Annotated in this window: 24 protein-coding genes and 1 pseudogene; 14 read left to right on the top strand and 11 right to left on the bottom strand. The window is 62.7% G+C overall.

Features of this window, described 5'->3' with window-relative positions:
* The first annotated feature begins 156 nt into the window (after nt 1-156).
* Together AC1RMD_RS13425 and AC1RMD_RS13420 are read left to right on the top strand one after the other, a co-directional pair.
* Complete coding sequence (locus tag AC1RMD_RS13425) at nt 157-480, top strand: DUF2917 domain-containing protein (RefSeq protein ID WP_492927114.1); 324 nt, start codon at nt 157-159, stop codon at nt 478-480.
* Nucleotides 481-566: 86 nt separating this feature from the next.
* Entirely contained in the window at nt 567-980 is a 414-nt protein-coding gene (locus AC1RMD_RS13420; RefSeq protein WP_492927113.1) for a hypothetical protein, read from the top strand.
* A gap of 7 nt (nt 981-987) precedes the next feature.
* Here the strand turns inward: AC1RMD_RS13420 and AC1RMD_RS13415 are convergent, their stop codons facing one another.
* From AC1RMD_RS13415 to AC1RMD_RS13395, 5 genes are all read right to left on the bottom strand, one after another.
* Entirely contained in the window at nt 988-1,821 is an 834-nt protein-coding gene (locus AC1RMD_RS13415; RefSeq protein WP_492927112.1) for an alpha/beta fold hydrolase, read from the bottom strand.
* 61 nt (nt 1,822-1,882) lie between these two features.
* A complete protein-coding gene (locus AC1RMD_RS13410) occupies nt 1,883-3,514 on the bottom strand; it encodes a diguanylate cyclase domain-containing protein (protein ID WP_492927111.1) in 1,632 nt (543 codons plus the stop codon).
* A gap of 165 nt (nt 3,515-3,679) precedes the next feature.
* Nucleotides 3,680-4,984 (bottom strand): replication-associated recombination protein A, encoded by a 1,305-nt coding sequence (locus AC1RMD_RS13405; RefSeq protein WP_492927110.1) that lies wholly within the window; start codon nt 4,982-4,984, stop codon nt 3,680-3,682.
* Nucleotides 4,985-5,049: 65 nt separating this feature from the next.
* Nucleotides 5,050-5,685 (bottom strand): outer membrane lipoprotein chaperone LolA, encoded by a 636-nt coding sequence (gene lolA / locus AC1RMD_RS13400; protein WP_492927109.1) that lies wholly within the window; start codon nt 5,683-5,685, stop codon nt 5,050-5,052.
* Nucleotides 5,686-5,700: 15 nt separating this feature from the next.
* Nucleotides 5,701-8,052: a DNA translocase FtsK gene (locus tag AC1RMD_RS13395; protein ID WP_492927108.1), complete on the bottom strand. Its 2,352-nt coding sequence runs from the start codon at nt 8,050-8,052 to the stop codon at nt 5,701-5,703.
* A 249-nt stretch (nt 8,053-8,301) separates the two neighbouring features.
* Between AC1RMD_RS13395 and trxB the strand changes: the two genes are divergently transcribed.
* Nucleotides 8,302-9,255 carry a thioredoxin-disulfide reductase gene (trxB, locus tag AC1RMD_RS13390; protein ID WP_492927107.1) on the top strand — a complete coding sequence of 318 codons (954 nt, stop codon included), beginning with the start codon at nt 8,302-8,304 and terminating at the stop codon, nt 9,253-9,255.
* Nucleotides 9,256-9,259: 4 nt separating this feature from the next.
* Nucleotides 9,260-9,928, top strand: a complete 669-nt coding sequence (locus tag AC1RMD_RS13385) for a Smr/MutS family protein (RefSeq protein ID WP_492927106.1) — start codon at nt 9,260-9,262, stop codon at nt 9,926-9,928.
* Here the strand turns inward: AC1RMD_RS13385 and AC1RMD_RS13380 are convergent.
* The gene (locus AC1RMD_RS13380; RefSeq protein WP_492927105.1) at nt 9,925-10,818 is read right to left on the bottom strand and encodes a LysR substrate-binding domain-containing protein; all 894 of its coding nucleotides are present in this window, start codon (nt 10,816-10,818) and stop codon (nt 9,925-9,927) included. The two genes, AC1RMD_RS13385 and AC1RMD_RS13380, sit on opposite strands and share 4 nt — an antisense overlap.
* A 114-nt stretch (nt 10,819-10,932) precedes the next feature.
* Here AC1RMD_RS13380 and AC1RMD_RS13375 point away from each other — a divergent pair, with 114 nt between their 5' ends.
* From AC1RMD_RS13375 to AC1RMD_RS13360, 4 genes are all read left to right on the top strand, one after another.
* A complete protein-coding gene (locus tag AC1RMD_RS13375; RefSeq protein ID WP_492927104.1) occupies nt 10,933-11,616 on the top strand; it encodes an FMN-dependent NADH-azoreductase in 684 nt (227 codons plus the stop codon).
* An 88-nt stretch (nt 11,617-11,704) separates the two neighbouring features.
* Nucleotides 11,705-12,343 carry a trimeric intracellular cation channel family protein gene (locus AC1RMD_RS13370; RefSeq protein WP_332854212.1) on the top strand — a complete coding sequence of 213 codons (639 nt, stop codon included), beginning with the start codon at nt 11,705-11,707 and terminating at the stop codon, nt 12,341-12,343.
* A 24-nt stretch (nt 12,344-12,367) separates the two neighbouring features.
* Complete coding sequence (locus AC1RMD_RS13365) at nt 12,368-13,174, top strand: peptidylprolyl isomerase (protein WP_492927103.1); 807 nt, start codon at nt 12,368-12,370, stop codon at nt 13,172-13,174.
* 111 nt (nt 13,175-13,285) lie between these two features.
* Entirely contained in the window at nt 13,286-13,738 is a 453-nt protein-coding gene (locus tag AC1RMD_RS13360) for a GNAT family N-acetyltransferase (RefSeq protein WP_492927102.1), read from the top strand.
* Between the two features lie 15 nt (nt 13,739-13,753).
* Here AC1RMD_RS13360 and AC1RMD_RS13355 read toward each other — a convergent pair whose 3' ends face one another.
* The 4 genes and pseudogenes from AC1RMD_RS13355 to AC1RMD_RS13340 form a co-directional block, all read right to left on the bottom strand.
* Nucleotides 13,754-14,065, bottom strand: a complete 312-nt coding sequence (locus AC1RMD_RS13355; RefSeq protein ID WP_492927101.1) for a type II toxin-antitoxin system VapC family toxin — start codon at nt 14,063-14,065, stop codon at nt 13,754-13,756.
* A gap of 67 nt (nt 14,066-14,132) precedes the next feature.
* A pseudogene (locus AC1RMD_RS13350) lies at nt 14,133-14,435 on the bottom strand (sulfatase-like hydrolase/transferase); the annotation flags it as partial.
* 370 nt (nt 14,436-14,805) lie between these two features.
* Nucleotides 14,806-15,144 (bottom strand): P-II family nitrogen regulator, encoded by a 339-nt coding sequence (locus AC1RMD_RS13345; RefSeq protein ID WP_020705920.1) that lies wholly within the window; start codon nt 15,142-15,144, stop codon nt 14,806-14,808.
* Nucleotides 15,145-15,257: 113 nt separating this feature from the next.
* The gene (locus AC1RMD_RS13340) at nt 15,258-17,321 is read right to left on the bottom strand and encodes an NAD(+) synthase (RefSeq protein WP_492927100.1); all 2,064 of its coding nucleotides are present in this window, start codon (nt 17,319-17,321) and stop codon (nt 15,258-15,260) included.
* A gap of 127 nt (nt 17,322-17,448) precedes the next feature.
* Here AC1RMD_RS13340 and AC1RMD_RS13335 point away from each other — a divergent pair, with 127 nt between their 5' ends.
* Together AC1RMD_RS13335 and AC1RMD_RS13330 are read left to right on the top strand one after the other, a co-directional pair.
* Nucleotides 17,449-18,591, top strand: a complete 1,143-nt coding sequence (locus AC1RMD_RS13335; RefSeq protein ID WP_492927099.1) for a GNAT family N-acetyltransferase — start codon at nt 17,449-17,451, stop codon at nt 18,589-18,591.
* 168 nt (nt 18,592-18,759) lie between these two features.
* The gene (locus AC1RMD_RS13330) at nt 18,760-19,350 is read left to right on the top strand and encodes a Crp/Fnr family transcriptional regulator (protein WP_492927098.1); all 591 of its coding nucleotides are present in this window, start codon (nt 18,760-18,762) and stop codon (nt 19,348-19,350) included.
* A 53-nt stretch (nt 19,351-19,403) separates the two neighbouring features.
* On the opposite strand, the gene ppa is transcribed toward AC1RMD_RS13330, so the two are convergent.
* A complete protein-coding gene (gene ppa, locus AC1RMD_RS13325) occupies nt 19,404-19,946 on the bottom strand; it encodes an inorganic diphosphatase (RefSeq protein WP_008447002.1) in 543 nt (180 codons plus the stop codon).
* 179 nt (nt 19,947-20,125) lie between these two features.
* Here ppa and AC1RMD_RS13320 point away from each other — a divergent pair, with 179 nt between their 5' ends.
* The 4 genes from AC1RMD_RS13320 (at nt 20,126) to AC1RMD_RS13305 (ending at nt 25,324) form a co-directional block, all read left to right on the top strand.
* Nucleotides 20,126-21,847 (top strand): Hsp70 family protein, encoded by a 1,722-nt coding sequence (locus AC1RMD_RS13320; RefSeq protein WP_492927097.1) that lies wholly within the window; start codon nt 20,126-20,128, stop codon nt 21,845-21,847.
* A gap of 18 nt (nt 21,848-21,865) precedes the next feature.
* Nucleotides 21,866-24,151 carry a tetratricopeptide repeat protein gene (locus tag AC1RMD_RS13315; protein WP_492927096.1) on the top strand — a complete coding sequence of 762 codons (2,286 nt, stop codon included), beginning with the start codon at nt 21,866-21,868 and terminating at the stop codon, nt 24,149-24,151.
* 155 nt (nt 24,152-24,306) lie between these two features.
* Nucleotides 24,307-25,068, top strand: a complete 762-nt coding sequence (locus tag AC1RMD_RS13310; RefSeq protein ID WP_492927095.1) for a DUF899 domain-containing protein — start codon at nt 24,307-24,309, stop codon at nt 25,066-25,068.
* A complete protein-coding gene (locus AC1RMD_RS13305) occupies nt 25,055-25,324 on the top strand; it encodes a hypothetical protein (protein WP_492927094.1) in 270 nt (89 codons plus the stop codon). The genes AC1RMD_RS13310 and AC1RMD_RS13305 overlap by 14 nt, the downstream gene beginning before the upstream one ends.
* The last annotated feature ends 147 nt before the right edge of the window (nt 25,325-25,471 follow it).

Here is a 25,471-nt window from a genome sequence, read left to right as displayed (position 1 = left end):
CCGCCCAACGGCGACAGGTACAGCGAGCGCAAATTTCGACCATGACAGTTTAGTCCAAACGCCATTGTGATGGTCACAATTTCGATTTGTTGCATCTGTTATGGTCGGCCGCCGCTGCGTATTCTGGTTGCACGAATCACCACGCCAGGAGCCGCCATGAAACCGGAACTACTCGCACTGACACAGGGACAGGCCGAATACAGCCTGTCGGAGAATCACCCATTGCGCATCGCCGGCGCGGCGGGCCGGCACATCGAATGCCTGGCCGGCACCGCCTGGATCACCGCCTACGGCGAACATACCGACTTCATGCTGCGCCAGGGCCAGACCTTCGAAGTGCCGAACGACGGCCTGACCTTGATCGACGCGGTCGGCCCCCGCGCGGTGCGGGTGCGCCTGCCGGCCGCCATCGACGTGCCGCAGGGCTGGGCGGCGTTCCAGGCCCGGTTCGCCTCGGCGCTGCAGGGGTGGGGATTGTAGGATTTCACCTACGCAACTAATCGTGCGCCATGCTATTCCCGGACTATGTACGATGTATCAACAGTACAGACCCCGAGGAGAATAATTTGAACCAGCCATTCCTGAAAATAGCCGCCGCCGGCGCCGTCATGATGATCGCCGCCGGTTGCTCGACGCTGGGCGGCCCGCCCAAGGACGAAGCACCGCCGCCGGCCAACCCGGCCTTCGCCGGCGAGATGGCCAAGTTCAACGCCCAGTTCCCGAACGATAAGGCCAGCAAGTACGAGGAAGTGTCGATCAACTTCAACAACTCGAACAAGTTGGACGAGCGCGGCAACTGCCACGACAAATCCAAGTATCCGGTGGTGATCGTGTTGACGCTGGACGCCGCAGGCAAGGTCATCCGCAGCACCACCGACGTCGAAAACAGCAAGGCCGAATGCTTCCGCCAGGCCTATGCCTCGGCCCAGCTGCCGCCGCCGCCGTTCGCGCCCTACCTGAAGCCGATCAAGCTGCGCTGATAGAAGGTCAGGCCGCCGCGTCCTGCTCGGCGGCCTCGTCGTTGTCGGCCGGCTTTTCCAGCCAGCCCAGCACCACTTCATTGAAGCGCTCGGGCTGGCGCAGCATCGGCCAGTGGTCGGTGTTGAAGCCCACCACCTTGCAGCCTTCTTTCGCCTCCAGCTTGTCGGCCCACCCGTCGGAATGGAACATGAAAGGCTTGCGGGCGCCGTAGATGAACAGCATCGGCACCTGCGGCACGAAGCGCGCCATATTGCGGTAGGAACCGGCCTCGCCGGCGGCCATGATGTAGTACGGGAAGTTCATCTTGACGCTGATGTATTCCCGCGGCGACGGCACGCGCAGCACGCGCGCCATGTAGCGCGTCATCATGTTGCCGATCGGCCCGCCGATCGCCCAGGCCAGCGCCAGCGTGCCCTGGTAGCCTTTGACCATCATTTTCTGCGACAGGGTGCGCGAGTCCCGCACCGCCTTCGACTGCGCGTCGCCGATGTCGACGCCGATGATGGCCGAAACGGCCTGCTTGTTGCGCATATAGTATTCGTAGCCGAACATGCAGCCCCAGTCGTGCAGCATCAGGATCACCTTCTGCTTCTGGTTCACGCTGTTGACGATGTAGGAAATCAGGCGGATGGTGGCGTCGAGCGAATAGGCGCGGCGCGGCTTGCTGATGTCGAAGCCCGGCAAGGTAAAGCGCACGCAACGGTAGCGATGCTTGAGTTCTTCGACCTGGGCATCCCACACGCGGTAGGTGTCCGGCCAGCCGTGTATCATCACGATGGTCTCGGTGCCCTCGCCTTCGATATAGACTTCGATGCCGTCAACCTTGGTCACCTGCCGCATGCTGCTCCTCGCTTACCGCTTCCACAATCCGTCATCTTACAACATCTGGACCCGATCGAAATCATCGGCCGGGGTGCCGCACCCGCAAAACGCGCTCGGCGCCGACCTGGTTCACCGCAAAGCCATTGCGCCCGGCAGCCTTGACGCCATACAGCGCCTGGTCCGCCGCCCGCATGACGTCGTCGACCGTCACCGTCGGACTGGTGGTCAGCGCAATGCCGATGCTGGCCGTGACCCGGCGCTGCGTCGCGCCGCACGCGAAGGGTTCGTGCATGGCCTCGACGATCTTCCGCCCCAGCACATCGATTTCGGTATTCGAGGCCAACTGCTCGAACACGATCACGAATTCATCGCCGGCCAGGCGCGCCACGGTATCCGTGGTGCGCACCGAGGCCGTCAGGCGCCGGGCGAACTCCACCAGCACCTGGTCGCCGGCGGCGTGGCCCAGCGTGTCGTTGATCTCCTTGAAGTGGTCGATATCCAGGAAGGCCAGTCCCACCTGCTGGCCGGCGCGCGCGGCCCGCGCCAGCGCCTTGGGCAGGAAATCGTCGAACATGCGGCGGTTGCCGATGCCGGTCAGCACATCGGTGGTGGCCAGGCGGTGCAGCTCCAGCTCGGCGCGCGCGCGGCTTTGGGATAGCGCATAGAACGCCCGGCTGAGGTGGCCGAACTCGTCGCCCCGGTCGACGTCGAACACCTCGATGCTGGCCTTGCCGGCGCTGATGTCCTCCACATGCCGCTGCAGCCGGCCCAGCGGCAGCAGCAGCTTCTTGGTGATCGCCCAGCCGAACAGTCCGGCCAACCCGGTCAGCAACGCTGCCCCGACAAAGGCGCGCAGCCGCACGCTGCGCATGGGCGCGAAAGCGCTTTCCAACGGATACGACAAGGCGATGGTCCACGCCGCCTCGTGCAGATGCTTATGCACCAGCAGCACCGGCACGCCATCGTCGAGGATGCCGTCCTGCCAGCCTTCGCCGCCCTGCAAGGCAGCCTCCAGTATGGTGCCGACACCGTCGTCGCCCTTTTCCAACAGCAGTTTTTTATTGGGGTGATGAACGATCACGCCGTCGTCGGTGACGATGAACAGATAGCCCTCGGAGCTGGAACGCAGCGAGTCGATCTGCGCGGAGAAGGACGGCCGTAGCAGGTCGATCGCGCCCAGCAGCACGCAGACGATCTTGCCGCTGGAATCGCGCAGGGGCTGGGTCAGCACGAACACCGGTTTGCCCGAGAGCACGCTCTTGAACGGCGCCGAGATCACGCCCTCCTTGACCCGCAAGGTCTCCTGGAAGTATTTACGGTCGGAGATGTTGATGCGCTTGGCGTTGCGGTCGCGCAGGCTGGCGATCAGCTTGCCGCTGGCGTCGAAGGCGGAGACATTGAAAAACTCCTCGCGCAGGGTTTCATGGGTTTCCAGCTCCTGCTGCACCTGGTCCAGCGTCAGTTCGTGCGCCTGGAACTGCTCGGCCAGCAGGCGCAGCAGCTGCCGCTTGTCCTGCAGGTCGCTGTCGATCAAGGCGGCCGCGCTGGTCAGCAGCGACAACTCCTGGCGCGCGATCACCTGCCGCAGTTCCGCCTCCGCAATGAGCAGGGAAATGCCGCCCGTGCCGATGCCCGCGGCCAGCACCAGCGCGATCACCAGGGCGGTGATCTTGAACTTAAAGCTGAGGAAGAAGCCAAATGGAGGCCGCATGAGAACTCCCGAGTTGCAAGTCCGTCAGGACACTGCGGATCGAATGGACTAGCCATCGTTGCGCGCGGGAGCTCGGCGGCACTATGTGTTACCAGTATATTACGCCTGTCGATGCTCGCACCGATTCCGTTGCCATGAAACAACGAAATTGCGACCTCCGCGGCGTCAAAGCTTGCCGGCATCCTCGTCCAGCTTGCGCAGGAAGGCCATCTTGTCGGCGATCTTGCTTTCCAGGCCGCGCGCGACCGGCTGGTACCAGCCGGGCTCGCGCATGTCGTCGGGCAAGTAGGTTTCGCCGGCCGCATAGGCGTGCGGCTCGTCGTGGGCGTAGCGGTATTCGTGACCGTAGCCCAGTTCCTTCATCAGCTTGGTCGGCGCGTTGCGCAGGTGGACCGGCACTTCGCGCGACTTGTCCTTCTTGACGAAGGCCATGGCCTGGTTGAAGGCGTTGTAGCCGGCGTTGCTCTTGGCGGCGATGGCCAGGTAGATCACCGCCTGCCCCAGCGCCAGCTCGCCTTCCGGCGAACCGAGGCGCTCGAAGGTGGCGGCGGCGTCGTTGGCCATCTGCATCGCGCGCGGATCGGCCAGGCCGATGTCTTCCCACGCCATGCGGACGATGCGGCGCGACAGGTATTTGGCGTCGGCGCCGCCGTCGAGCATGCGGCACAGCCAGTACAGCGCGGCGTCCGGATTCGAGCCGCGCACCGATTTGTGCAGCGCCGAGATCTGGTCGTAGAAATTGTCGCCGCCCTTGTCGAAGCGGCGCGCGTTCAAGGTCAGCGCGTTCTGGATGAACTCCGGCGTGATCTGGTTGGTCTTGGCGGCGTTGGCGGCGGTGCTGGTCTGCTCCAGCAGGTTCAGCAGGCGGCGGCCGTCGCCGTCGGCGTAGCCGATCAAGGTGTCGATCGCCGCTTCGTCGAACTCCAGATGCGTCAGCACCTTGGCGCGGGCCTTGTCGACCAGCTGGCGCAGCTCGGCGTCGTCGAAGGAATGCAGCACATAGACCTGCGAACGCGACAGCAGCGCCGAGTTGACTTCGAACGAAGGATTCTCGGTGGTGGCGCCGATCAGCGTCACCAGGCCGGATTCGGCGTACGGCAGCAAGGCGTCCTGCTGCGATTTGTTGAAGCGGTGGATCTCGTCGACGAACAGGATGGTGTGCTTGCCCATGTCAAGGTTGTGCTGGGCTTGCTCCATCGCGGCGCGGATGTCCTTCACGCCGGAGAACACCGCCGACAAGGCGATGAACTCGCACTCGTAGGCGTTGGCGGTCAGCCGCGCCAGCGTGGTCTTGCCCACGCCCGGCGGGCCCCACAAGATCATCGAATGCGGCTGGCCCGACTCAAACGCCAGGCGCAGCGGCCTGCCCGGCCCCAGCAGGTGATGCTGGCCGATGACGTCGTCAAGCGTCTTGGGCCGCAGGGCCTCGGCCAGCGGCTGGCGCGGTTCGGTGGAAAATAAGTCTGCCATGATCTCTAAATGGAAAAACGCCGCAGCGTCGCAGCTGCGGCGTCGACACCCGCGACAGCAGGCTGCTAGTTATTATTGAATACGTCGGCGCCCTTCGGCATGACGAACTTAAAACTCGTCGCAGTCAGCGCCGGATTTTTTTCGATCTTGCGGAACGACAGCACCGAAGTCTGGCCGAACGAGTCCTTCAGCTCCATCGCTTCCGGCAAGCCGTTGCGCAGGCCGATGGTGATTTGTTCGAAGCTGGTGTCCTTGGCTTTCGGCACGGCCTTCAGCCATTCCAGGCCTTCCTTGCTGCCCGCTTCCGACAGCGTGAAGTTCTTTTCCAGGTCGTTGCTGCCGAACAGGATGGCGGCAGGCGACGAGCCCAGCGCATCGCCCAGCTTCTTCACGGTGACCTGGTTCAGGTCCTTGTCGAAGATAAACAACTGGTCGCCATCGGCTTGCAGCACCTGGTCGTAGGGCTTGACGTAAGTCCAGATGAACTTGCCCGGACGGGCGAACACGAAGGTGCCGGTGGCGATATTGGAAGCCTTGGGCGCTTCGCCGTTGGTGTTCTTCACTTGCTTCTGGGTGAACTCGCCCTTGGCGGCCTTGGTCGAGGCGACGAAGGATTTGAACTGCTCCAGCGCGCCGGCCTGGGCCAACGCCACGGCCAGCAGGCCGGCGCCCAGCACCACGATATTTTTGAAACGCATCATACGATTTATCCTATTTTATTCCGCACTGGCAGCCGGCACCAGAATGTCGCGGTTGCCGTTCGACTGCATGGCGGAGACCACTCCGCTATTTTCCATTTGTTCCAGCAAGCGCGCCGCGCGGTTGTAACCGATGCGCAGATGGCGCTGCACCAGCGAGATCGAGGCGCGGCGGTTCTTCAACACCACCTGCACCGCCTGGTCGTACATCGGATCGGCTTCGCCGCCAGCCTCGCCCGCCACGGCATCGCCGCCGGCTTCGCCTTCCAGCGTGCCGCCTTCGAGGATGCCTTCAATATAGTTCGGTTCACCCGTGGTCTTCAGGTGCTTGACCACGCGGTGCACCTCGTCATCCGAGACGAACGCGCCGTGCACCCGCACCGGCAGACCGGTGCCCGGCGGCATGTACAGCATGTCGCCCATGCCGAGCAGCGCTTCCGCGCCCATCTGGTCCAGAATGGTGCGCGAGTCGATCTTCGACGATACCTGGAAGGCGATACGGGTCGGGATGTTGGCCTTGATCAGGCCGGTGATCACGTCTACAGATGGGCGCTGCGTCGCCAGAATCAAGTGCAGGCCGGCGGCACGGGCTTTTTGCGCGATACGGGCAATCAGCTCTTCCACCTTTTTGCCGACCACCATCATCAGGTCGGCCAGCTCGTCGATGATGATGACGATGGTCGGCAGTTTATCCAGCGGTTCCGGCGAATCCGGCGTCAGGCTGAACGGATTCGGGATGTGTTCTTCCTTCTTCTTGGCTTCGGCGATCTTGGCGTTGTAGCCGGCCAGGTTACGCACGCCCAGCTTGGACATCAGCTTGTAGCGGCGCTCCATCTCGTTGACCGCCCAGTTCAGCGCGTGGCCGGCCTGGCGCATATCGGTCACCACCGGCGCCAGCAGGTGCGGAATGCCTTCGTACACCGACATCTCCAGCATCTTCGGATCGATCAGGATCATGCGCACGTCGGCCGGGTCGGACTTGTACAGCAGCGACAGGATGGTGGCGTTGATGCCCACCGATTTACCCGAACCGGTGGTACCGGCGACCAGCAAGTGCGGCATCTTGGCCAAGTCGGCCACCACCGCCTTGCCGGCGATGTCCTTGCCCAGCGCCACGGTCAGCGGCGAAGGATTGTCGTTGTAGACCTTGGAACCGACGATCTCGCTCAGGCGCACGATCTGGCGCTTCGGATTCGGCAGCTCCAGCGCCATGTAGTTCTTGCCCGGAATGGTCTCGACCACCCGGATCGACGTCAGCGACAGCGAACGCGCCAGATCGCGCGCCAGGCCGACGATCTGGCTGCCCTTGACGCCGGTGGCCGGTTCGATCTCGTAGCGCGTGACCACCGGACCCGGATAGGCCGCCACCACCTTGGCTTCGACGCCGAAGTCGGACAGCTTCTTCTCGATCAGGCGGCTGGTGAATTCCAGCGTTTCGATCGACACGGTTTCCTGCACCTCGGCCGCCTCGTCCAGCAGCGACAGGGCCGGCAGGCGGCTGTCGCCGCTCAAATCCTGGAACAGGTTGGCCTGGCGTTCCTTCTCCACGCGCTCGGACTTGACCACGGCAACCACCTGCGGCTCGATCTTGACCGGCGCCGCCACCACATGTTTCTCCACATGCTTGGCGCGCTCGATGACCACCACTTCCTCGCGCTTGACGGCCGCGACCTCGCCCTGGCGGCGGTCTTCGCGGTACTGGTAGCGCTGGATGAACCAGTCGATCATCAGCTCGATGCCGCCGCCGATGCGCTCGGCCAGGCTCAGCCACGAGACGTGGAAGAACAGGCTCAGGCCCAGGCCGAACAGCAGCAACAGCAGCAAGGTCGCGCCGGTGAAGCCGAACGCCACGTGGGCCGAATGGCCGATCAACTGCCCCAGCACGCCGCCCGGCGCGCGCGGCAGCTGCGCGTGCAGCGAGTACATGCGCAGGTATTCCAGCCCGACGCTGCCGATAAACAGCAGCACGAAGCCTATTCCGCGTATCAACGGTTCCTGCGCGTGTTCCGGATCGGGCTCCTTGGACAACACATATTTCTGCGTCAGCCGGCGATAACCGAGCCAGACGATGCGCAGCAGGCAGAACGCCCACCACCAGGCCGAAAAACCGAAGATATACAACAGCAAGTCGGACAGCCAGGCGCCAGCGCGCCCGCCGAGATTGTGCACTTTAGGCACCAGCGTTTCATGGGACCAGCCGGGGTCCAATTTGTTGTAGCTGATGAGGATCAGTACGAAATACAGGCCGAGCACGGCCAGCGCCAGCCAGCGCGCCTCGGACAGCAGCCGCACCAGCCGATTGGGCAGGGGCTGGCGTTCGGTTGGGGTGCGGGTATAGGCGGAAGATCCGGCGGAAGAGGCTTTTGGCATGCGTTCCTGAACTTTTTTACTGCTCATAGGTATAAAGGTGTTGCAATCTTATCGGTCAGGAAATATTCAGATATGGCTATTCTAAGGCATATGGGCCCCAACCGGCCCGACGATTCATCCTGATGCGCTGCTTGCACTATAATCTTGTATTGCCTTTGTGAATGCAATAGCGGCTGCCCTGCCGCCGCCCTTGCCGTCACATTAAATGCCCCCAAATTCGGATTAATCCAACATATTAAGAAGCCTTCCATGACCACAACTAAACACGCTCGTGTATTGATCCTTGGCTCCGGCCCTGCCGGCTACAGCGCCGCCATCTACGCCGCCCGCGCCAATCTGAAGCCGATGTTGGTCACCGGCGTCGAGCAGGGCGGCCAGCTGATGACCACCACCGACGTGGAAAACTGGCCGGCGGACCCGATGGGCGTGCAAGGCCCGGACCTGATGCAACGCTTCCTGCAACACGCGGAACGTTTCAATACTGACATCGTGTTCGACCATATCCACACCGTCAAGCTGCAAGAGAAACCGATCCGCCTGATCGGCGACAGCCACGAGTACACCTGCGATACGCTGATCATCTCGACCGGCGCCTCGGCACAGTACCTGGGCCTGCCGTCGGAACAGGCGTTCATGGGCAAAGGCGTGTCCGCCTGCGCCACCTGCGATGGTTTCTTCTACCGTGGCCAGGAAGTGGCCGTGGTCGGCGGCGGCAACACCGCCGTCGAGGAAGCGCTGTACCTGTCCAACATCGCCACCAAAGTGACGCTGATCCATCGCCGCGACAAGTTCCGCGCCGAAGCCATCCTGATCGACCGCCTGAACGCCAAGGTCGCCGAAGGCAAGATCGTCATCAAGTACAACCACACGCTGCAGGAAGTCTTGGGCGACGACAGCGGCGTGACCGGCATCAAGATCGCCTCGACCGACAGCAACGCCGTCAGCGAGCTGACCGTGCACGGCCTGTTCATCGCCATCGGCCACAAGCCGAACACTGGCATCTTCGAAGGCCAGCTGGACATGCACAACGGTTACATCAAGACCAGGACCGGCACCGAAGGCATGGCCACCGCGACCAGCGTACCGGGCGTGTTCGCCGCCGGCGACGTCCAGGATCACATCTACCGTCAAGCCATCACCAGCGCCGGCACCGGCTGCATGGCCGCGCTGGACGCCCAGCGCTACCTCGAAGGCCAGGAGTAATACCGTGGGACTGAAAGACTTCGCCGACCTGAAATCGCTGGCCAAGCAGCTCAAGGAGCAGGCCGACACGCGCGCCGCCGCCGAGGCGGAACGCGTCAAGCGGGAAAAGGTACAGGCAGTGGAAGCGAATATCTTCCAGTCCAGCGTGGGCGGCGTCAAGCGCATGCCTGTGTCGGACCGCTACGTGCCGCAGCTGCCGACGACGGCGTCCGTGGCCGCCGCGCCGGCCCGCAAGCTGACCCAGGCCGAGGACGATGCGGCAGTGCTGCGCGAATCGCTGTCCGACCTGTTTGAAGTCGATCATTACCTGGAAGAAGATCCGGCGCTGAACTACGCCGCGCCCGGCGTCGGCCCGGACGTGGTGAAGAAGATGCGCAAGGGCCACTGGCCGGTGCAGGACGAGCTGGACCTGCACGGCCTGCGCCGCGACGATGCGCGCGACGCCATCGGCGATTTCCTGCGCAAGTCGGCCATGCGCAACCACCGTTGCGTGTGCGTGATTCATGGCCGCGGCTTTGGCTCCAGGAGCCAGGAGCCGGTACTCAAGTCCATGGTGCACAGCTGGCTGGTGCAGAAGGAAGAAGTCGTGGCCTTCTGCCAGGCGCGCCCGTCCGAAGGCGGCGAAGGCGCGTTGATCGTGTTGCTGCGCGCCGCGTTGCAAGTCCAGCGCTAAGACGCGACGGCTGCCCACTCGCTGCGCAGCCAGTCGAAGAAGGCCTGCACCGGCGGATGCCGTTCCCGGCCCGGCACGCACAACACGGTGTAGGCGCCGCCGGCGATCTGCACGTCCGGCCGCGCGGCCTTCAACAAGCCCCTCTGCTCTGTATCGGCAACCAGGATGGAGCTGGCCATCACCAGCCCCTGCCCGGCGATCGCCGCCTGCAGCGCATACATTTCCTCCGCATACTCCCTCAGCGCCAAGCCAGGCAGCCAGTCCTTGCCGGCCGCGTCGCACCATGCGCGCCAGCTGTCGCGGTACAGCGTGGACTTGGCCCAGTGGACCGAGATCAGCGACGGCGCCGCATGCTCCATCAACTCATCCACCCTGCCCGGCGCGCCGTAGACGCCAAACGTCTCGGCCATGCCGCCCGGGCTGTACAAATCCGGATACGGGCCGCCGCCGTAGCGGATCGCAACGTCGACGCTGGCGTCCTGCTGCAGATCGATGGTTGCGGTCGATGTGTCCAACCGCAGATTGACTTCCGGATGCCTGGCGTAGAACCGGTCCAGGCGGGGAACCAGCCACAGCGCGGCAAACGACGAGGGCGTGGTCACTGTCAGGCGGCCGGCCACCGGTACCTCGCGCAGGCTGTTGGTCACTTGCGCCAGGTCGGCCAGCGCCGAGTGCAGCGAGTGGAACAGCGTCTCGCCCTTGGGCGTCAACCGCACGCCGCGCGGCAGGCGGTCGAACAGCGCCACGCCCAGCCATTCCTCCAGCGTCCGCACCTGGTGCGACACCGCGCCCGGCGTCACCGCCAGTTCGTCGGCCGCCAGCTTGAAGCTCAGGTGGCGCGCAGAGGATTCAAAGGTACGCAGCGCGATAAGCGGTAAAGCACGAAACATGGTTGTCCTCGAGTGAATCCAATTCGTCTGGCATCAATTCAGCTGGTTTGTCGGGCACGGCAGCGGGACCTATAGTCATTGCTCGACAACCCGCGAGCATACCGCATCCATATCATGACCACACTCCTACACCTCGACTCCAGCGCCCGCCCCGGCAATTCCGCAAACCAGCCGTTCGGCTCCCATACCCGGCGCCTGACATCGCGCTTCGTCGCCCGCTGGCAAGCCGCGCATCCCGACGACACCGTGATCTATCGCGACCTGGGCGCCCTTCCGCCGCAGCACGTGACCGGCGACTGGATCCATGCCGCCTTTACCAAACCCGAGCAGCGCCTGCCGTGGATGCACGCGGTGCTGGAAGAAAGCGACCAACTGATCGACGAGTTGTGCGCGGCCGACCTGGTCGTCGCGGGCGTGCCGATGTACAACTTCAACGTGCCGGCGCAGTTCAAGGCCTACATCGACAACATCGTGCGCGTGGGCCGGACCTTCGGCTTCGACCGCAGCCGCGCCGGCGCGCCCTACTGGCCGCTGCTGGACCAGCAGCGCAAATCGTTCGTCATCCTCAGCTCGCGCGGCGACTACGGCTATGGCAAGGACCAGCGCATCGCCCACATGAACCACGTGGAACCGTCGATCACCACGGCGCTGGGCTATATCGGCATCACCGACGTGCATGGGGCGGCCATCGAGTTCGACGAATTCGGCGACGCGCGGCTGTCAGAGTCGATTGTGGCGGCAGAGTCACACGTCGAGCGCCTGGTGACGCAGTTGAGCGCGCAACGACGGCCTGCATAGCCGTCAACCGCGCCAGGCATCAGAATCATGACACGTGGTCGGTTTGTCATGTTAACCTATGGCATCATCACTTTGTCCATAAGCCTACATGAAGCACGTCCCTGTCCCGCACGTTTCCCTGATCACCGTCATCGAGATTGTCGCGATTCTGGTGGGCGCGTTCTCCGGCTTTGTTGAAGCGCGCCGCAAGCGCATGGACGTGGTGGGCGTGTTCACGGTGGCCTTCATCACCGCGTTCGGCGGCGGCACGCTGCGCGACATCCTGCTCGACCGAAGACCGCTGTTCTGGGTGCTGCACCAGGAATACGCGATCCTGATCTTCATCCTGGCGCTGGTGGCCGCGCCGCTGATGCGCACCCTGCGCCAGATTTTGTCCGAACGCCTGATCGTGGTGGCCGACGCCATCGGCCTCGGGCTGTTCGCCGTGGCCGGCGTGTCGCAGGCGCAGGCCGCGCACATGCCGCTGTTCATCGCCTCGATGATGGGCGTCATCACCGGCATCTTCGGCGGCGTGCTGCGCGACATCGTCTGCAACGAAGTACCGATGGTCTTCCGCGACGGCAAACCCTACGCCATCTGTGCCTTCTTCGGCTGCTGGATGTACATCGGCCTGCAGTACACCGACGTCTCCGACGACTTCGCGCTGTGGGCCAGCGCCGCCTGCATCACCGTGCTGCGGCTGGTGACTTGGAAATTCGAGCTGCACCTCCACTACCACAAGAACTGATCACCTTCGAAAGAGCAGACATCCATGGGACTATTTTGCAAACCCGGCATTATCGCTTGGCTCCTGGTCGCCGGCCTTAGTCCCATCTGCCACGCTCAGCCAACCTGGCGCGCGCTCGATCCGGAAAACACGCTCGTCATCGACACCAGCAAGGGTCGCATGATCATCGAGATGCGGCCGGACATGGCGCCCAAATCCATCGACCGGGTGAAGATGCTGACGCGCGAAAAAACCTACGACGGCTTGCAGTTCCATCGCGTCATCGCAAATTTCGTGGCGCAGACCGGCAATCCAAACAACAAGGATGGCGGCAAGACGGCCTATCCGAACCTGGCGCCCGAGATGACCTTCAAGCATCAGCGCAAGGCCATCGAAGTCTGGGCCAGCAATGCCAACGATGTCGGCAGCGGTTTCCTGGGTAGCGTGCCGTTTCAGTCCATTCCGATTCTTGCGGACCAGCAAGCCCGGATTGCCTGGGGCGCCCATTGCGCCGGCGTCATGGGAATGGGGCGCGACGAGCAGCTGGATTCGGCAAACAGCGAGTTCTATTTCATGCTGGCGCCAAGTCGCCGCCTGGACCACACCTACTCCGTGATTGGACGCGTGGTGGTCGGCATGGATGTGCTGCTGGCGCTGCAGCAGGGAGAGCCGCCCGCCAAGCCGGACCTGATGCAGTCGGTGCGCTTGCTGGCGGACCTGCCGGCATCCGAACGACCCAAGGTAAGCGTCATGACAGGCCAAGCCCTGAGCGCCCTCATCGACAAGATCAGGCAGCAGAAAAAAGCGGATTTCAGCGTCTGCGATGTCGTCGTGCCAGTGAAAGCTGAATGATCACGAGAAGTACTTGCTGATGCCCCCTCCAAGGACCGCTCCGGCGGTCTGGGATTTCGGGGCGCAAAAGACACGACAACCGAATAATTTTACTTTTGGTATGGAACCCGCATGAGCACAATGAGTATTCGTCAGGCCGCACTCACTGATATTGACGCACTGTCCGTTTTATTCGATGGCTACCGCCAGTTCTACGGCCGCGAAAGCGACGTCGCCGCAGCAAAGAAATTTCTTATCGACCGATTCGGCAACGGCGAGTCGATACTGTTTATCGCGCACGACGGATCGGAGCCTATCGGCTTTACGCAACTGTATCCGAGCTTCTCCAGCGTTTCGCTGGGGCGGATCTACGTCCTGAACGACCTGTTCGTCAATGAACTGGGACGCCGCAAAGGCGTGGGCGCCAAGCTGCTGACAGCCGCCGCCGATTTCGCGCGCACGGTCGGGGCAATTCGCCTTGCGCTATCAACCTCCAATACAAACACGACAGCGCAAGCGCTCTATGAAGCCGAAGGTTGGGAGCGCGACGACGATTTCTTCTATACCTACGCCACTAAAAAATAGTCCTTCACGAAAATGCTAGCGGGTCCAGTCCTCGACCCGCAGCTTAGGGACTTCAGCGAAGGCATGATCGCTCGTGACCAGGATGGCATCCTTGACGAGGGTATGGCTCGCAATCAGCAAATCGAGCGGCGCCAAAAACTTGCCCTTTGCCGTCATTATTGCCCGAACCACACCATATTGTTCCGCCGCGTCGCCATCCCAGGGAAGCACGTCGACACGCCGTAGGAATTCTTGCACCACCATCCGCAACCGGGTTGCCTCTGGCCGCCTGGCCAATCCGAACATCAGCTCCGCCTTGGTCATCGCCGAAATGCATATCAACGTCATCGGCACCGTCAATAAACGCCGGCCAACAACAGAACAAAGACCTCTTTGGTGTCGAATCGGTATGCGGCGGGCCGAAGGTCGGCAGGTAGCCCAGGTGCCACTTGCCGATCAGCGCCATGCCGTAGCCCTGCTTCTTCAGCAGCGACGGCAAGGTTGGATGCGTGCGCGGCAGGCCGAGGATGTCGGAAGCGCCGGCGATCGACGCAAAGCGCGTGGCCGAGCACACGGCTGAGTTGGCATAAGCCTGCGTGAAGCGCACGCCCTGCCCGGCCAGCTTGTCCAGGTTGGGCGTGCGGAAGTCGGTCTGGCCGTAGACGCCCAGGTCGGCGTGGCGTGCCGATCGCTCCGTTGTAGGCGTCCGGTTTGGTATTCCAGGTGCTGGTGTAGTACTCCGAAGCATCGAGCGTACCGTAAGTGCCGCTGCGGTGCAGATGGGTGTTCTGGTCCTGGCCGCGGAAGATCACGTGGCTGTTGCGGTGTCGTAGCGGGTTGCGCCGGCAGGATAGACGTTGGGCGCGGTGCCCGGGTTTGCGGCGACCGTGAACGGCGACGGTGCGGCGAGTGTGCGAGTGGTCATGTCACGAGTTCCAGTGGACAGTGGGTCTATATTACTAATCGACGCAGGGTACTCGAACTAATATAACCAACCATCGCTATACAAAAAAAATGCCGCCTGCGCTGAGCGCGAACTTGAGCGCGTTCAGGCTGGCGGCATTTTTGATGCCGAACCAACAGTGGCATTACACGGCTTCTGCGCCGGTCTCACCGGTACGGATGCGGATGACTTGCTCGACGTTCTGCACGAAGATCTTGCCGTCGCCGATCTTGCCGGTGCGGGCGGCCTTGATGATGGCGTCCACCACCTGCTCGGCCACGCCGTCGTCGACCACGACTTCGACTTTCACTTTCGGCAGGAAGTCAACCACGTACTCGGCGCCACGATACAGTTCGGTGTGGCCTTTCTGGCGGCCGAAGCCTTTGACTTCGGTAACGGTCAGGCCGGTGACATTCACTTCGGCCAGTGCTTCGCGCACCTCGTCCAATTTGAACGGCTTGATCACAGCGGTAATCTGTTTCATGACTTCTCCTTATTTTGTTTCAAACGAAAATCTGGTGTCGGGCGAGCCGCGAGCGATTACTTTGTATTGTAATCGACGCGCACACGCTGTCCATCAACGTATGCGAATACCTGTCAATTCCCCGCTTCTTGCACCGGAATGGAGCGTAATTCTTCCAGCCATACAACGCTTTGCGCATCGCTTGGCGCGCGCCAGTCGCCGCGCGGCGACAGCGAACCACCGCTGCCCACCTTCGGTGCATTCGGCACGCAGCTGCGCTTGAACTGGCTGGTGCGGAAGAAGCGGTCCAGGAAGATGCCCAGGTTTTTCTTGATCGCGGCCAGGCCATACTGGTTGCGGGTGACGTGGTCGCCATCCGGCCAGCGGCCCTTCTCCTTGTCCTGCCAGGCGGTCAGCGACAGGAAGGCGACCTTGGACGGACGGAAGCCGAAGCGCAGCACATAGTACAGGTTGAAGTCTTGCAGCTCGTAAGGACCGATGGTGCTTTCGGTGCGCTGCTCCGGCTGGCCGTCCGCCGTGCCCGGCACGAGCTCGGGGCTGATCTCGGTGCCGAGGATGTCGAGCAGCACTTGCGCGTCGTTGCGGCCGATCACGCCGGACTCGGCGACCCAGCGCACCAGGTGCGAGATCAACGTCTTCGGCACGCTGGCGTTGACGTTGTAGTGCGACATGTGGTCGCCGACGCCGTAGGTGCACCAGCCCAGCGCCAGCTCGCTCAGGTCGCCGGTGCCGCAGACGATGGCGTGGTGGTGGTTGGCCAGGCGGAACAGGTGGTTGGTGCGCTCGCCGGCCTGCACGTTTTCGAAGGTGATGTCGTACTGCGCCTGCCCTTCCGAATACGGATGGTTCAAGTCCTTCAGCATCTGGATGCAGCTCGGGCGGATGTCGATTTCCTGCGCCGAGCAGCCGACCAGCTTCATCAGCGCGTGCGCCTGCGTCAGCGTGCGGTCGCTGGTGGCGAAGCCGGGCATGGTGTAGGCCAGGATATTGGCGCGCGGCAGGTTCAGCTTGTCCATCACGCGCGCGCACACCAGCAGCGCGTGGGTCGAATCGAGGCCGCCGGAAATGCCGATGACGATCTTCTTGATGTTGCTGGAGGTGAGGCGCTGCGCCAGCGCCTGCACCTGTATGTTGTAGACCTCGTTGCAGCGCTCGTCGCGGCGGCGCGCATCGGCCGGCACGTAAGGGAAGCGTTCGATGCAGCGCTTCAGCGCCAGCGGTTCGTCACGGCCGATCTCCAGTTCGAAGAACACGGTGCGGAACTTGTTCACTTCGCCCGCGTGGCGCTGCACCGATTGCGCGAAGGTGTTCATGCGCATGCGCTCGCGCGACAGGCGCTCCAGGTCGATGTCGGCAAAGGTCAGCGTGGCGTCGTCGCTGAAGCGCTTGGACTCGGCCAGCATCTCGCCGTTCTCGCAGATCACGCCCTGCCCGTCCCAGGCCAGGTCGGTGGTCGATTCGCCGGTGCCGGCCGAGGTGTACAGGTAGGCGGAGATGCAGCGCGCCGATTGTTGCGACACCAGCTGGTTGCGGTAGCCGGCCTTGCCGACCAGGGCGTTCGACGCCGACAGGTTGACCAGCACGGTGGCGCCGGCCAGCGCCGCGAACGACGACGGCGGAATCGGCACCCACACGTCTTCGCAGATCTCGACGTGGAATTTGAACAGCGGCATGTCGGCCACTTCGAACAGCAGGCCGGAACCGAACTGCACGCGCTCGCCCAGCAGGTCGATCTCGGTGGCGACCGCGTAGTCGCCGCTGCTGAACTGGCGCACGTCGTAGAACTCGCCGTAGTTGGGCAGATAGCTCTTCGGCACCACGCCCTGGATCTGGCCGTTGGCGATCACCACCGCGCAGTTGTACAGCTGATGCTCGACGCGCAGCGGCACGCCGACCACCAGCGCCAGCTTCCATTGCAGCGAGGCGGCGACGACGCTGTCGAGCGCATCGAGACAACCATCGAGCAAGGCGCGCTGGTGGAACAGGTCGTCGCAGGTGTAGGCCGACAGGCCCAGCTCGGGGAAAGCCACCAGCGCCGCGCCTTGTGCGGCGGCCTGTTCGGCCAGGGCGATGGTCTGCAGGGCGTTGTAGGCGGGGTCGGCGATCCGGCAAATGGGCGCGGCGATGGCGACGCGGGCGAAATCGTGGGTGTACAGATTCAGGAAATTCGAGGTCATGTGTAGTCTTTCGCGAGCACAAGGGACATGCAAAATCGAATTATCGCACGGGGACAGCCGGGCCGCCGCCAACAGACCGGCCTCAGATAGGCTAGACTTGCGCCAACATCAAAGGCCGGAGGCAGGCGTGTCAGACGCAGTATTTACCATCATCGACTCACTGGACGGCGTGGACCCGGCGCAATGGCAGGCGCTGGCCGGCGACAATCCGACGCTCAGCCACAGCTTCCTGCACGCGTTGCACGAGAGCGGCTGCGCTTCTCCCGACACCGGCTGGAGCCCGCGCTACCTGGTGCTGCATCGCGACGAGGTGCTGGCCGGCGCCATGCCGCTATACCTGAAGGATCACAGCCGTGGCGAGTATGTGTTCGACCACGCCTGGGCCGACGCCTTCCACCGCAACGGCATCGAGTACTACCCCAAGCTGCTGTCGGCGGTGCCGTTCACGCCGGTGACCGGCAGCCGCTTGCTGGCCCATACGCAAGAAGACCGGCGGTTGCTGGCGCGTGCCGCCTTGCAGGTGGCGCGCCAGCTGGGCACCTCGTCGCTGCACATCCTGTTCCCCGACCAGCAGGACAAGCAGGCGCTGGCCGACGCCGGCTTCATGCTGCGCGAAGGCGTGCAATTCCATTGGGACAATCCCGGCTATGCGGATTTCGAAGCCTTCCTGGCCAGCATGAAGATGGAGAAGCGCAAGAAGATCCGCCAGGACCGGCGCCGCGTGCTGGATGCGGGCATCGTCTTCGAGCACCTGGCCGGCGCGCAGATCACCGCCGAGGTGCTGGGTTTCTTCTACGACTGCTACGTGTCGACCTACCACGCGCACTACTCCAAGCCGTATTTGTCGCTGGCATTCTTCGAACGCATCCTGCGCGACACGCCGGACAGCATGATGATGGTGCTGGCCAGGCGCGGCGACGCGCCGGTGGCGGCCGCGCTGAACCTGGTGGGCGGCGGCATCATGTACGGCCGCTACTGGGGCACGCTGGAATTCGTCTCCGGCCTGCACTTCGAAACCTGCTACGTGCAGTCGATCGATTACTGCATCCGCCACGGCATCGCCCGCTTCGAGGGCGGCGCCCAGGGCGTGCACAAGATGTCGCGCGGACTGGTGCCGACGCCGACCTGGTCGGCCCATTGGGTGGCCGACCCGCGCTTCGCCGGCGCCATCGCCGACTTCCTGCGCGACGAAACCGCCGCCATGAACGACTACATCGACGAGCTGGCCGAGCACGTTCCGTTCAAAGCCATTTCAGCGGCTTCAGAGTAGAATGGTAGCGATACCAACTATCTATGCGAGGATGAAACCAGTTTGCTTCACAGCAATTTCAAACGGGCCTATACTCTGTGCCCCTTTGTAGGGTTTTATCAGGAACGTGGCAAGCCAAGCATGAATGCAGATTTTATTAGACAACGTGAGCGGTTCAAGTCCGCCACGATGAAACGGATCGACGTCAGCGATGAGTCCTATAGCAACGTAACCGATTTATTGGCGGCGATCGCCAAGCCTTTCCACGTCCGCAAGGGGGAGTACATGCAGCGCGCAGGCGTGCCGGCGACCCAGGTGTACTGGATCAGCAGCGGCGTGGTGCGCAGCGGCTTCTTCAACCGCGACGGCATCGAAGTGACTTTGCGTTTCTATCGCGAGGGCGAATCGGCCACCACGCTGACCGACTTGATCAGCGGTGAAACCGGCCAACCTGCGGTGCAGTTCCTGATCGCGGAGACGCCGATCCACGGTTTCACGCTGGACTGGAAGCGTTCCTGCGAGCTGCGGGCGCAGCACGAGGTGATGCAGCATTACCATCTGAACATCGCCATGCACGGCCTGCAGACGCTGGCCCAGCGCGCCTACACCAATGGCGAAACCTCGGCCCACGAGCGGCTGGCGGCGTTCCGCGAAGAGTATCCGGGGCTGGAGGCGCGCATCTCGCAGCGCGCGATCGCGTCCTACCTGGGCATCACGCCGCAATACATGTCGCGTTTGCGGCGCGAGGCCGAAGCGGCCACCGGCGCGCCGCGCGGATAAAAAAAAGCCCCTGGCGCTGACGCTCGGGGCTTTCTTGTTTTAGACTGCGCGAATTACGCGATGCCGTTTTCTTTCTTGTAAGCGGCGACGCCGCTCAGGATCTCTTCCTTGGCTTCGTCCGGACCGTACCAGCCGTCGATCTTGACCCATTTGCCTTTTTCCAGGTCTTTGTAGTGCTCGAAGAAGTGCTGGATCTGGCGCAGGCGCAGTTCGTTCAGGTCTTCCGGCTTCTGCCAGTGGCTGTAGATCGACAGTACTTTGTCGACCGGCACGGCCAGCACTTTGGCGTCTTCACCGGCTTCGTCGGTCATCTTCAGCACGCCGACAGGACGGCAGCGCACCACCACGCCTGGGATCAGCGGGAACGGGGTGATGACCAGCACATCGACCGGGTCGCCGTCTGCGGACAGGGTGTTCGGCACGTAGCCGTAGTTGCATGGGTAGTGCATGGCGGTGCCCATGAAACGATCGACGAAGATCGCGCCCGATTCCTTGTCAACTTCATACTTGATCGGATCGGCGTTCATCGGGATTTCGATGATGACGTTGAAATCGTTCGGCAGATCGCGGCCGGAAGATACTTTATTCAAGCTCATGGGTTTTTCCTCGTAAGTGCTGGCAAATGTTTAACCGCGTAATTATAGCGAAGTACAGCCCGCTTGTGCGGCGCAGCACTGCAAAACCGGCCATGCCATGCCGAAGCCACCACAAAGATTGACAATCGGAAATTGTTTTTCTGGTAAAATTTTTCTTTTTTTGCAAAAATGAGAACAGCATGATCGTCGGCATCGACCTTGGCACCACCAACAGCCTGATCGCAGTGTGGGAAAACGGGGCGTCCCGGCTCATCCCCAACACTCTGGGTGACGTATTGACGCCGTCATGTGTCAGCGTCGACGAAGACGGTAGCATCCTGGTCGGACGCGCCGCCCGCGAACGCCTGCAAACCCATCCCGACCGCACCGCCGCCGTCTTCAAGCGCTACATGGGCAGCGACAAGACCGTGCGGCTGGGCACGCGCGAGTTTCGGCCCGAAGAATTGTCAGCCCTGATTCTGCGCGCGCTGAAGGAAGATGCCGAAGCGGCGCTTGGCCATCCGGTAACCGAGGCCATCATCACGGTGCCCGCGTATTTTTCCGATGCCCAGCGCAAAGCCACCCGCGCCGCAGGGCAACTGGCCGGCCTGCGCGTGGAACGTCTGCTAAATGAGCCAACTGCTGCTGCGCTGGCTTATGGCATCCATCTGCGCGACACCGAAACCAAGTTCCTGGTGTTTGACCTGGGGGGCGGCACCTTTGACGTCTCCGTGCTCGACCTGTTCGAGGGCGTGATGGAAGTGCGTGCCTCGGCCGGCGACAATATGCTGGGCGGTGAAGATTTCATGCGCTGCCTGATCGACCATTTCTTCGTCCACAACAAGCTTCCCGCCAGCCTGAAAAGCGATCACTACTTCATGCAGCGCCTTGCCGCCCAAGCCGAGGCGGCCAAGCGCGCGCTGAGCGAAAGCACCAGCGCATCGATACGCCTGAGCCACAACGACATCGACTATGCGCTGGACATCGACGAAGCGACGCTGGAACGCATCTGTGAAGGCTTGCTGCGGCGACTGCGTGATCCGGTCGAACGCGCGCTGCGCGACGCCAACCTGCGCACCGCAGAGCTGGACAATGTCGTGCTGGCGGGCGGCGCCACCCGCATGCCGATGGTGCGACGACTGGTGGCGCGCATGTTCGGCCGCTTCCCGGCTTGCGATATCAACCCCGATGAAGTGGTGGCCCTTGGCGCGGCGGTGCAGGCCGGCCTGAAGATGCGCGACGCGGCATTGGACGAAGTCGTGATGACGGACGTGGCCCCCTACTCGCTGGGCATTGAAGTCGCCATGGAACTGCGCGACAGCAGCTTCTCCTCCGGCCACTTCGATCCCATCATCGAACGCAACACTCCGGTGCCCGTCAGCCGCGTCAAGCGCTACTTCCCCGTCACTGAACGGCAAAAGCAATTATCGCTGAACGTCTACCAGGGCGAAGCGCGCATGGCGCGCGACAACATCCACCTTGGCTGCCTGAAGATCCCCCTGCCCGGCCTGGCGCGCGACGACAGCGGCATCGATGTCCGCTTTACCTACGACGTCAACGGCTTGCTGCAAGTGGCCGCCACCATCGTCAAAACCCAGGAAGCGCATACCCTGGTCATCGAAGGTAATCCCGGCATGCTGACCGAAGTGGAGATCGCCGCGCGTTTCATCGCCCTGTCCGAGCTGAAGATTCATCCGCGCGACCGCATCGAACACCGCACGCTGCTAGCCAGTGCCGAGCGCCTGTACCAGCAACTGCGCGGCGGCCAGCGCGAATGGTTCGGCGCGCAGATCCTGGCCTTCGAGCAGGCGCTGGAAACCCAGGACAAGCGCCATATCGAACCCGTACGCAAGCAATTCGAGACCTTGCTCAACGACATGGAGCGCGACAGCTTCACCGTGCCGCACTCCGATCCCGCGTAACAGGACCAGCAAGCATCCATGGACAATCGCCATTTCTTCCTTCAACGCCTGGACCTTCCCGACGACGCCGACGAGCGCAGTATCCGGCGCGCTTATGCGCGCGAACTCAAACTGATCGATCAGGAAAACGACGCCGCCGGTTTTCAGAGCCTGCGCGAAGCCTATGAGGTAGCACTGATGTGGTCACGCCATACGGCGGCCGACGACATCGAACAGCCGTATCCCGCCGGCGCTGCAGCCATCGCACCGCCGCTCGCCGCCACAGAAACTGTGGCAAGCGCCGGCACAGCTTCGGCGCAGCACGAAGCCGCCGTCGATCATGCGACGCAAGGCGGCGAAGTGTTCGCCGAATTCATGGTCCGTTGCCACACTTTGTCCGGCGAACGGCCCATCATCGATGCCGCAGTCTGGGAGCGCGAATTGCGCGCCGGTCTGGCAGACGACCGGCTAGTCAGTATTCTTGCCCGCGACATCTACGAGCACAACGTGGCGCACCTGCTGGCCGCAGGCTGGCAGCCAGGGCACGAAGCGCTGCTGGTGGCCGCGATCAAGGTATTCGATTGGGACCAGGACCGGCGCCGCGTACTCAGCCTGGGCCAGGCCGGTGCTCAGCTTGACGCCGCCATCGACCAGCGCACCATGTACGAGCTGCAGACTGAAACCGAGCAGTACCAGCAACGTCAACTGGTTCTACGCCTGCGCGAGCCGGCGAAACCCAGCACCAGCGAGCTGCTGAAGCATGCCAGCACGCTGGAAACCATGATCGCCCGCTTCCCGGACTGGCTGGCGTTGATCGTCAATGTCCCCACCGCCGTGCATTGGCGCGAACTGAATGGGCAGATCCCCGGCTGGCGGCGCAAGCTGGCTTTCATTGGCCGCCGCAAACCCGTGGAGACATCCTATGAAAAACAAAGCAGCAGTTTCAACTGGGGCTGGCTGGTTTTCTGGCTGATCCTGGGATTGGCCCGCTGCGCCAGCCATACCGGCAGCGATAGCGGCAGTCCCGCCGCACCGTCGGTCGCCGCCAGCGTCGACGCCGTCAACCTGATCGACATCGGCACTAAGCAACTGAATGAAGGCAACACTTCGCAAGCCATCGCCACCTTTACCCGAGCAATTGAACGCGATCCGAAAAGCGATATGGCCTACGCCGATCGCGCGATAGCCAATTTCTGGAATGAAGATTATCAACTGGCGAAGCAGGACAGCGAAAAGGCGGTGTCGCTTAACAAGGCGAATCCGGTGGGCTACCGGGCAAGAGGTTTGCTCGCGCTGCGGGACAAACACTATACCGATGCATTGGCCGACTTCACCCGCGCCATCCAACTGGATTCCAGCGACGCTTTTTCCTATTATCGACGCGGTTTGGCCTATGAAGGCGATCACCAGTACGAACAGGCTCGCACCGATGCCGAGCAAGCGATTCGCCTGGCCCCTGGCGAGGTTCCGGGAGCATATCCCCTGCTGGCGCGCATCCATCGTGCAAGAGGCGATGTGGATAAGGCAGCCGAGCAAGCTGCGGCTTTGATCGCAGCAATTCCCAACGAGCCGCAAAGCTACGTCAAGGCCGCGTACATCTATGCCTGGTTGCATCAACCCAAGGCAGCGTTCGCCGCGCTGGATCGCGGTCTCAAAGTTGCACCCGATATCGCACTGCACCTGACGCGCGTAGAACTTCTGCCCAAATCCGATACCCCCGGCCGGCAAACCGCCATTCGCGCCGCGCTGGCCATGAATCCGCGCGCAAGCGCGGCACTGAAGCTGCGTGGCGAGCTTGAATACGATACGCATAACTATACGGCGGCAGTCGACACCTACACAGCAATCTTGGCGGATACCCCGTCAGCTAGCGCCGAACGCGCCAACCATCTGCTTGCACGCGGCATCGCATACGCCAAACTGGGGCAGCTGACAACCGCCAAGGCGGACTTTGATACCGCCAGAGATATCACCGGCACAGCAACGGATATGAACAACATCTGTTGGTATCTCGCGACCCACAACGTCGCGCTACAAACCGCACTGGACAACTGCAACGCGGCACTGCTGAAGGAGCCTCAACACGTCCAGGCCTTCGACAGCAAAGGTTTCGTATTGCTTCGGATGGGCAGCTACGACGCCGCGGTCGCCGCCTACGACACTGCACTGACCATGCGGCCGGCAATGTCCTACTCGCTGTTCGGTCGCGGTATCGCGCAGCACAGGCGCGGCAGGCACAAGGAGGGCAGCGCCGACATCCAGGCCGCATTGGCACTTGATCCCGGAATAGCCGGTGCTTTTGCCGCCTTCGGCGTTAAGCAATAAGGAATTGGTAGTGGTTGCGCCAGCGTCAGTTGGGATTCGCGACGCTGGCCTCGGCCTGGCCGGTTTCACGACAATCTTGTTACTCCCTGCGCCACCGCCGAAGGCATAGAGTTGTCCTGCAGCGCCGATCCGAGGCGCGTCTACAGGAGGCAACCATGACCAGTACTACCGAAACCTTGAGCCACACCGTCGTCTCGCCCGCACGATGGCTGCGGCAACGCCAGAACTTGCTGGCGCGCGAGAAGGAATTGACCTGCATGCAGGACCAGGTCGCGCGCGAACGCCGGGCGCTGCCGTGGGTGCGGGTTGAAAAAAACTATGTGTTCGACACGCCGCAGGGCCAGCGCACGCTGGCCGAGCTGTTCGACGGCCGGCGCCAGCTGATGGTGCAGCACTTCATGTTCACGCCGGGCGCCGAACAGGGATGCAGCCACTGCTCTTATATGGCGGACCATACCGACGGCGCCCTCGCCCACCTGGAGCAGCGCGACGTGACGTTCATCGCCGTCTCGCGCGCGGCGCTGGCCGACATCGAGCGCTTCCGCCATCGCATGGGCTGGCGCTTCAATTGGGTGTCGTCGGGGGAAGGCGATTTCAACTACGACTTCCACGTCAGCTTCCGGCCCGACGAGCTGGCCAGCGGCAAAGTCGATTACAACTACCAGCGCCAGCCGATGAAAAACCCCGACATGCCCGGCGTCAGCGTGTTCTACAAGGATGACGACGGCGTGGTCTACCACAGCTACTCGACCTACGGCCGCGGCGTGGAGGTGATGATGCACACCTATAACTTCCTCGACCTGACCCCGCTGGGCCGCCACGAGGAAGACCTGCCCTATACGATGGCATGGGTGCGTCACCACGACCGTTACCAGGCCGCGCCGGCTGCGGCGGCGTGCTGCCATGCACAGGCATAAACAGGCGCTGCAGGTCATGGCGCCCATTGCGGCCGGCCACGCCGCCTCGGCCGCCTTGATGACGGCCGTGCACGGCGCCGGCCTGATGCTGGCGCCGATGCTGGTTCCGCTGTGCGGCAGCGACGGCACCGTGCGCGAGGTGGCGGTGGCGGGTTCGCAGACGCTGCTGCTGGCGGCGTCCGGCCTGCACGCGGCGGCGATGCTGGGCATGACCGCCGCCATCAACATGCTGCTGAAACGGTACTACCCAACATAAAAACCCATACAACGCCTACGAAAGGCAGCACCAAGCTGCGCTCCGGGCTTGTTGCGCAGACTGAGCGGACTCAATAGCGAAACCCGACGATTCGCCTAAACTGATTGGTGCTGCATATTTCAGTCGTCAATGAGCTGGAACACGCAT

It is taken from the genome of Duganella sp. GW822-FHT06D06 (assembly GCF_058799615.1).
The sequence above is the reverse complement of the archived record's forward strand: the minus strand, read 5'-3'. Positions and strand labels throughout refer to the sequence as shown.

What these genes read in the sequence shown, in the direction of transcription:
- AC1RMD_RS13425 (WP_492927114.1), top strand. Translation starts at nt 157, where the DNA reads ATGAAACCGGAACTACTCGCACTGACACAGGGACAGGCCGAATACAGC.
- AC1RMD_RS13415 (WP_492927112.1), bottom strand. Translation starts at nt 1,821, where the DNA reads ATGCGGCAGGTGACCAAGGTTGACGGCATCGAAGTCTATATCGAAGGC.
- AC1RMD_RS13410 (WP_492927111.1), bottom strand. Translation starts at nt 3,514, where the DNA reads ATGCGGCCTCCATTTGGCTTCTTCCTCAGCTTTAAGTTCAAGATCACC.
- AC1RMD_RS13405 (WP_492927110.1), bottom strand. Translation starts at nt 4,984, where the DNA reads ATGGCAGACTTATTTTCCACCGAACCGCGCCAGCCGCTGGCCGAGGCC.
- lolA (WP_492927109.1), bottom strand. Translation starts at nt 5,685, where the DNA reads ATGATGCGTTTCAAAAATATCGTGGTGCTGGGCGCCGGCCTGCTGGCC.
- AC1RMD_RS13395 (WP_492927108.1), bottom strand. Translation starts at nt 8,052, where the DNA reads ATGCCAAAAGCCTCTTCCGCCGGATCTTCCGCCTATACCCGCACCCCA.
- trxB (WP_492927107.1), top strand. Translation starts at nt 8,302, where the DNA reads ATGACCACAACTAAACACGCTCGTGTATTGATCCTTGGCTCCGGCCCT.
- AC1RMD_RS13380 (WP_492927105.1), bottom strand. Translation starts at nt 10,818, where the DNA reads ATGTTTCGTGCTTTACCGCTTATCGCGCTGCGTACCTTTGAATCCTCT.
- AC1RMD_RS13375 (WP_492927104.1), top strand. Translation starts at nt 10,933, where the DNA reads ATGACCACACTCCTACACCTCGACTCCAGCGCCCGCCCCGGCAATTCC.
- AC1RMD_RS13370 (WP_332854212.1), top strand. Translation starts at nt 11,705, where the DNA reads ATGAAGCACGTCCCTGTCCCGCACGTTTCCCTGATCACCGTCATCGAG.
- AC1RMD_RS13365 (WP_492927103.1), top strand. Translation starts at nt 12,368, where the DNA reads ATGGGACTATTTTGCAAACCCGGCATTATCGCTTGGCTCCTGGTCGCC.
- AC1RMD_RS13360 (WP_492927102.1), top strand. Translation starts at nt 13,286, where the DNA reads ATGAGCACAATGAGTATTCGTCAGGCCGCACTCACTGATATTGACGCA.
- AC1RMD_RS13355 (WP_492927101.1), bottom strand. Translation starts at nt 14,065, where the DNA reads ATGACGTTGATATGCATTTCGGCGATGACCAAGGCGGAGCTGATGTTC.
- AC1RMD_RS13345 (WP_020705920.1), bottom strand. Translation starts at nt 15,144, where the DNA reads ATGAAACAGATTACCGCTGTGATCAAGCCGTTCAAATTGGACGAGGTG.
- AC1RMD_RS13340 (WP_492927100.1), bottom strand. Translation starts at nt 17,321, where the DNA reads ATGACCTCGAATTTCCTGAATCTGTACACCCACGATTTCGCCCGCGTC.
- AC1RMD_RS13330 (WP_492927098.1), top strand. Translation starts at nt 18,760, where the DNA reads ATGAAACGGATCGACGTCAGCGATGAGTCCTATAGCAACGTAACCGAT.
- ppa (WP_008447002.1), bottom strand. Translation starts at nt 19,946, where the DNA reads ATGAGCTTGAATAAAGTATCTTCCGGCCGCGATCTGCCGAACGATTTC.
- AC1RMD_RS13320 (WP_492927097.1), top strand. Translation starts at nt 20,126, where the DNA reads ATGATCGTCGGCATCGACCTTGGCACCACCAACAGCCTGATCGCAGTG.
- AC1RMD_RS13315 (WP_492927096.1), top strand. Translation starts at nt 21,866, where the DNA reads ATGGACAATCGCCATTTCTTCCTTCAACGCCTGGACCTTCCCGACGAC.
- AC1RMD_RS13310 (WP_492927095.1), top strand. Translation starts at nt 24,307, where the DNA reads ATGACCAGTACTACCGAAACCTTGAGCCACACCGTCGTCTCGCCCGCA.
- AC1RMD_RS13305 (WP_492927094.1), top strand. Translation starts at nt 25,055, where the DNA reads ATGCACAGGCATAAACAGGCGCTGCAGGTCATGGCGCCCATTGCGGCC.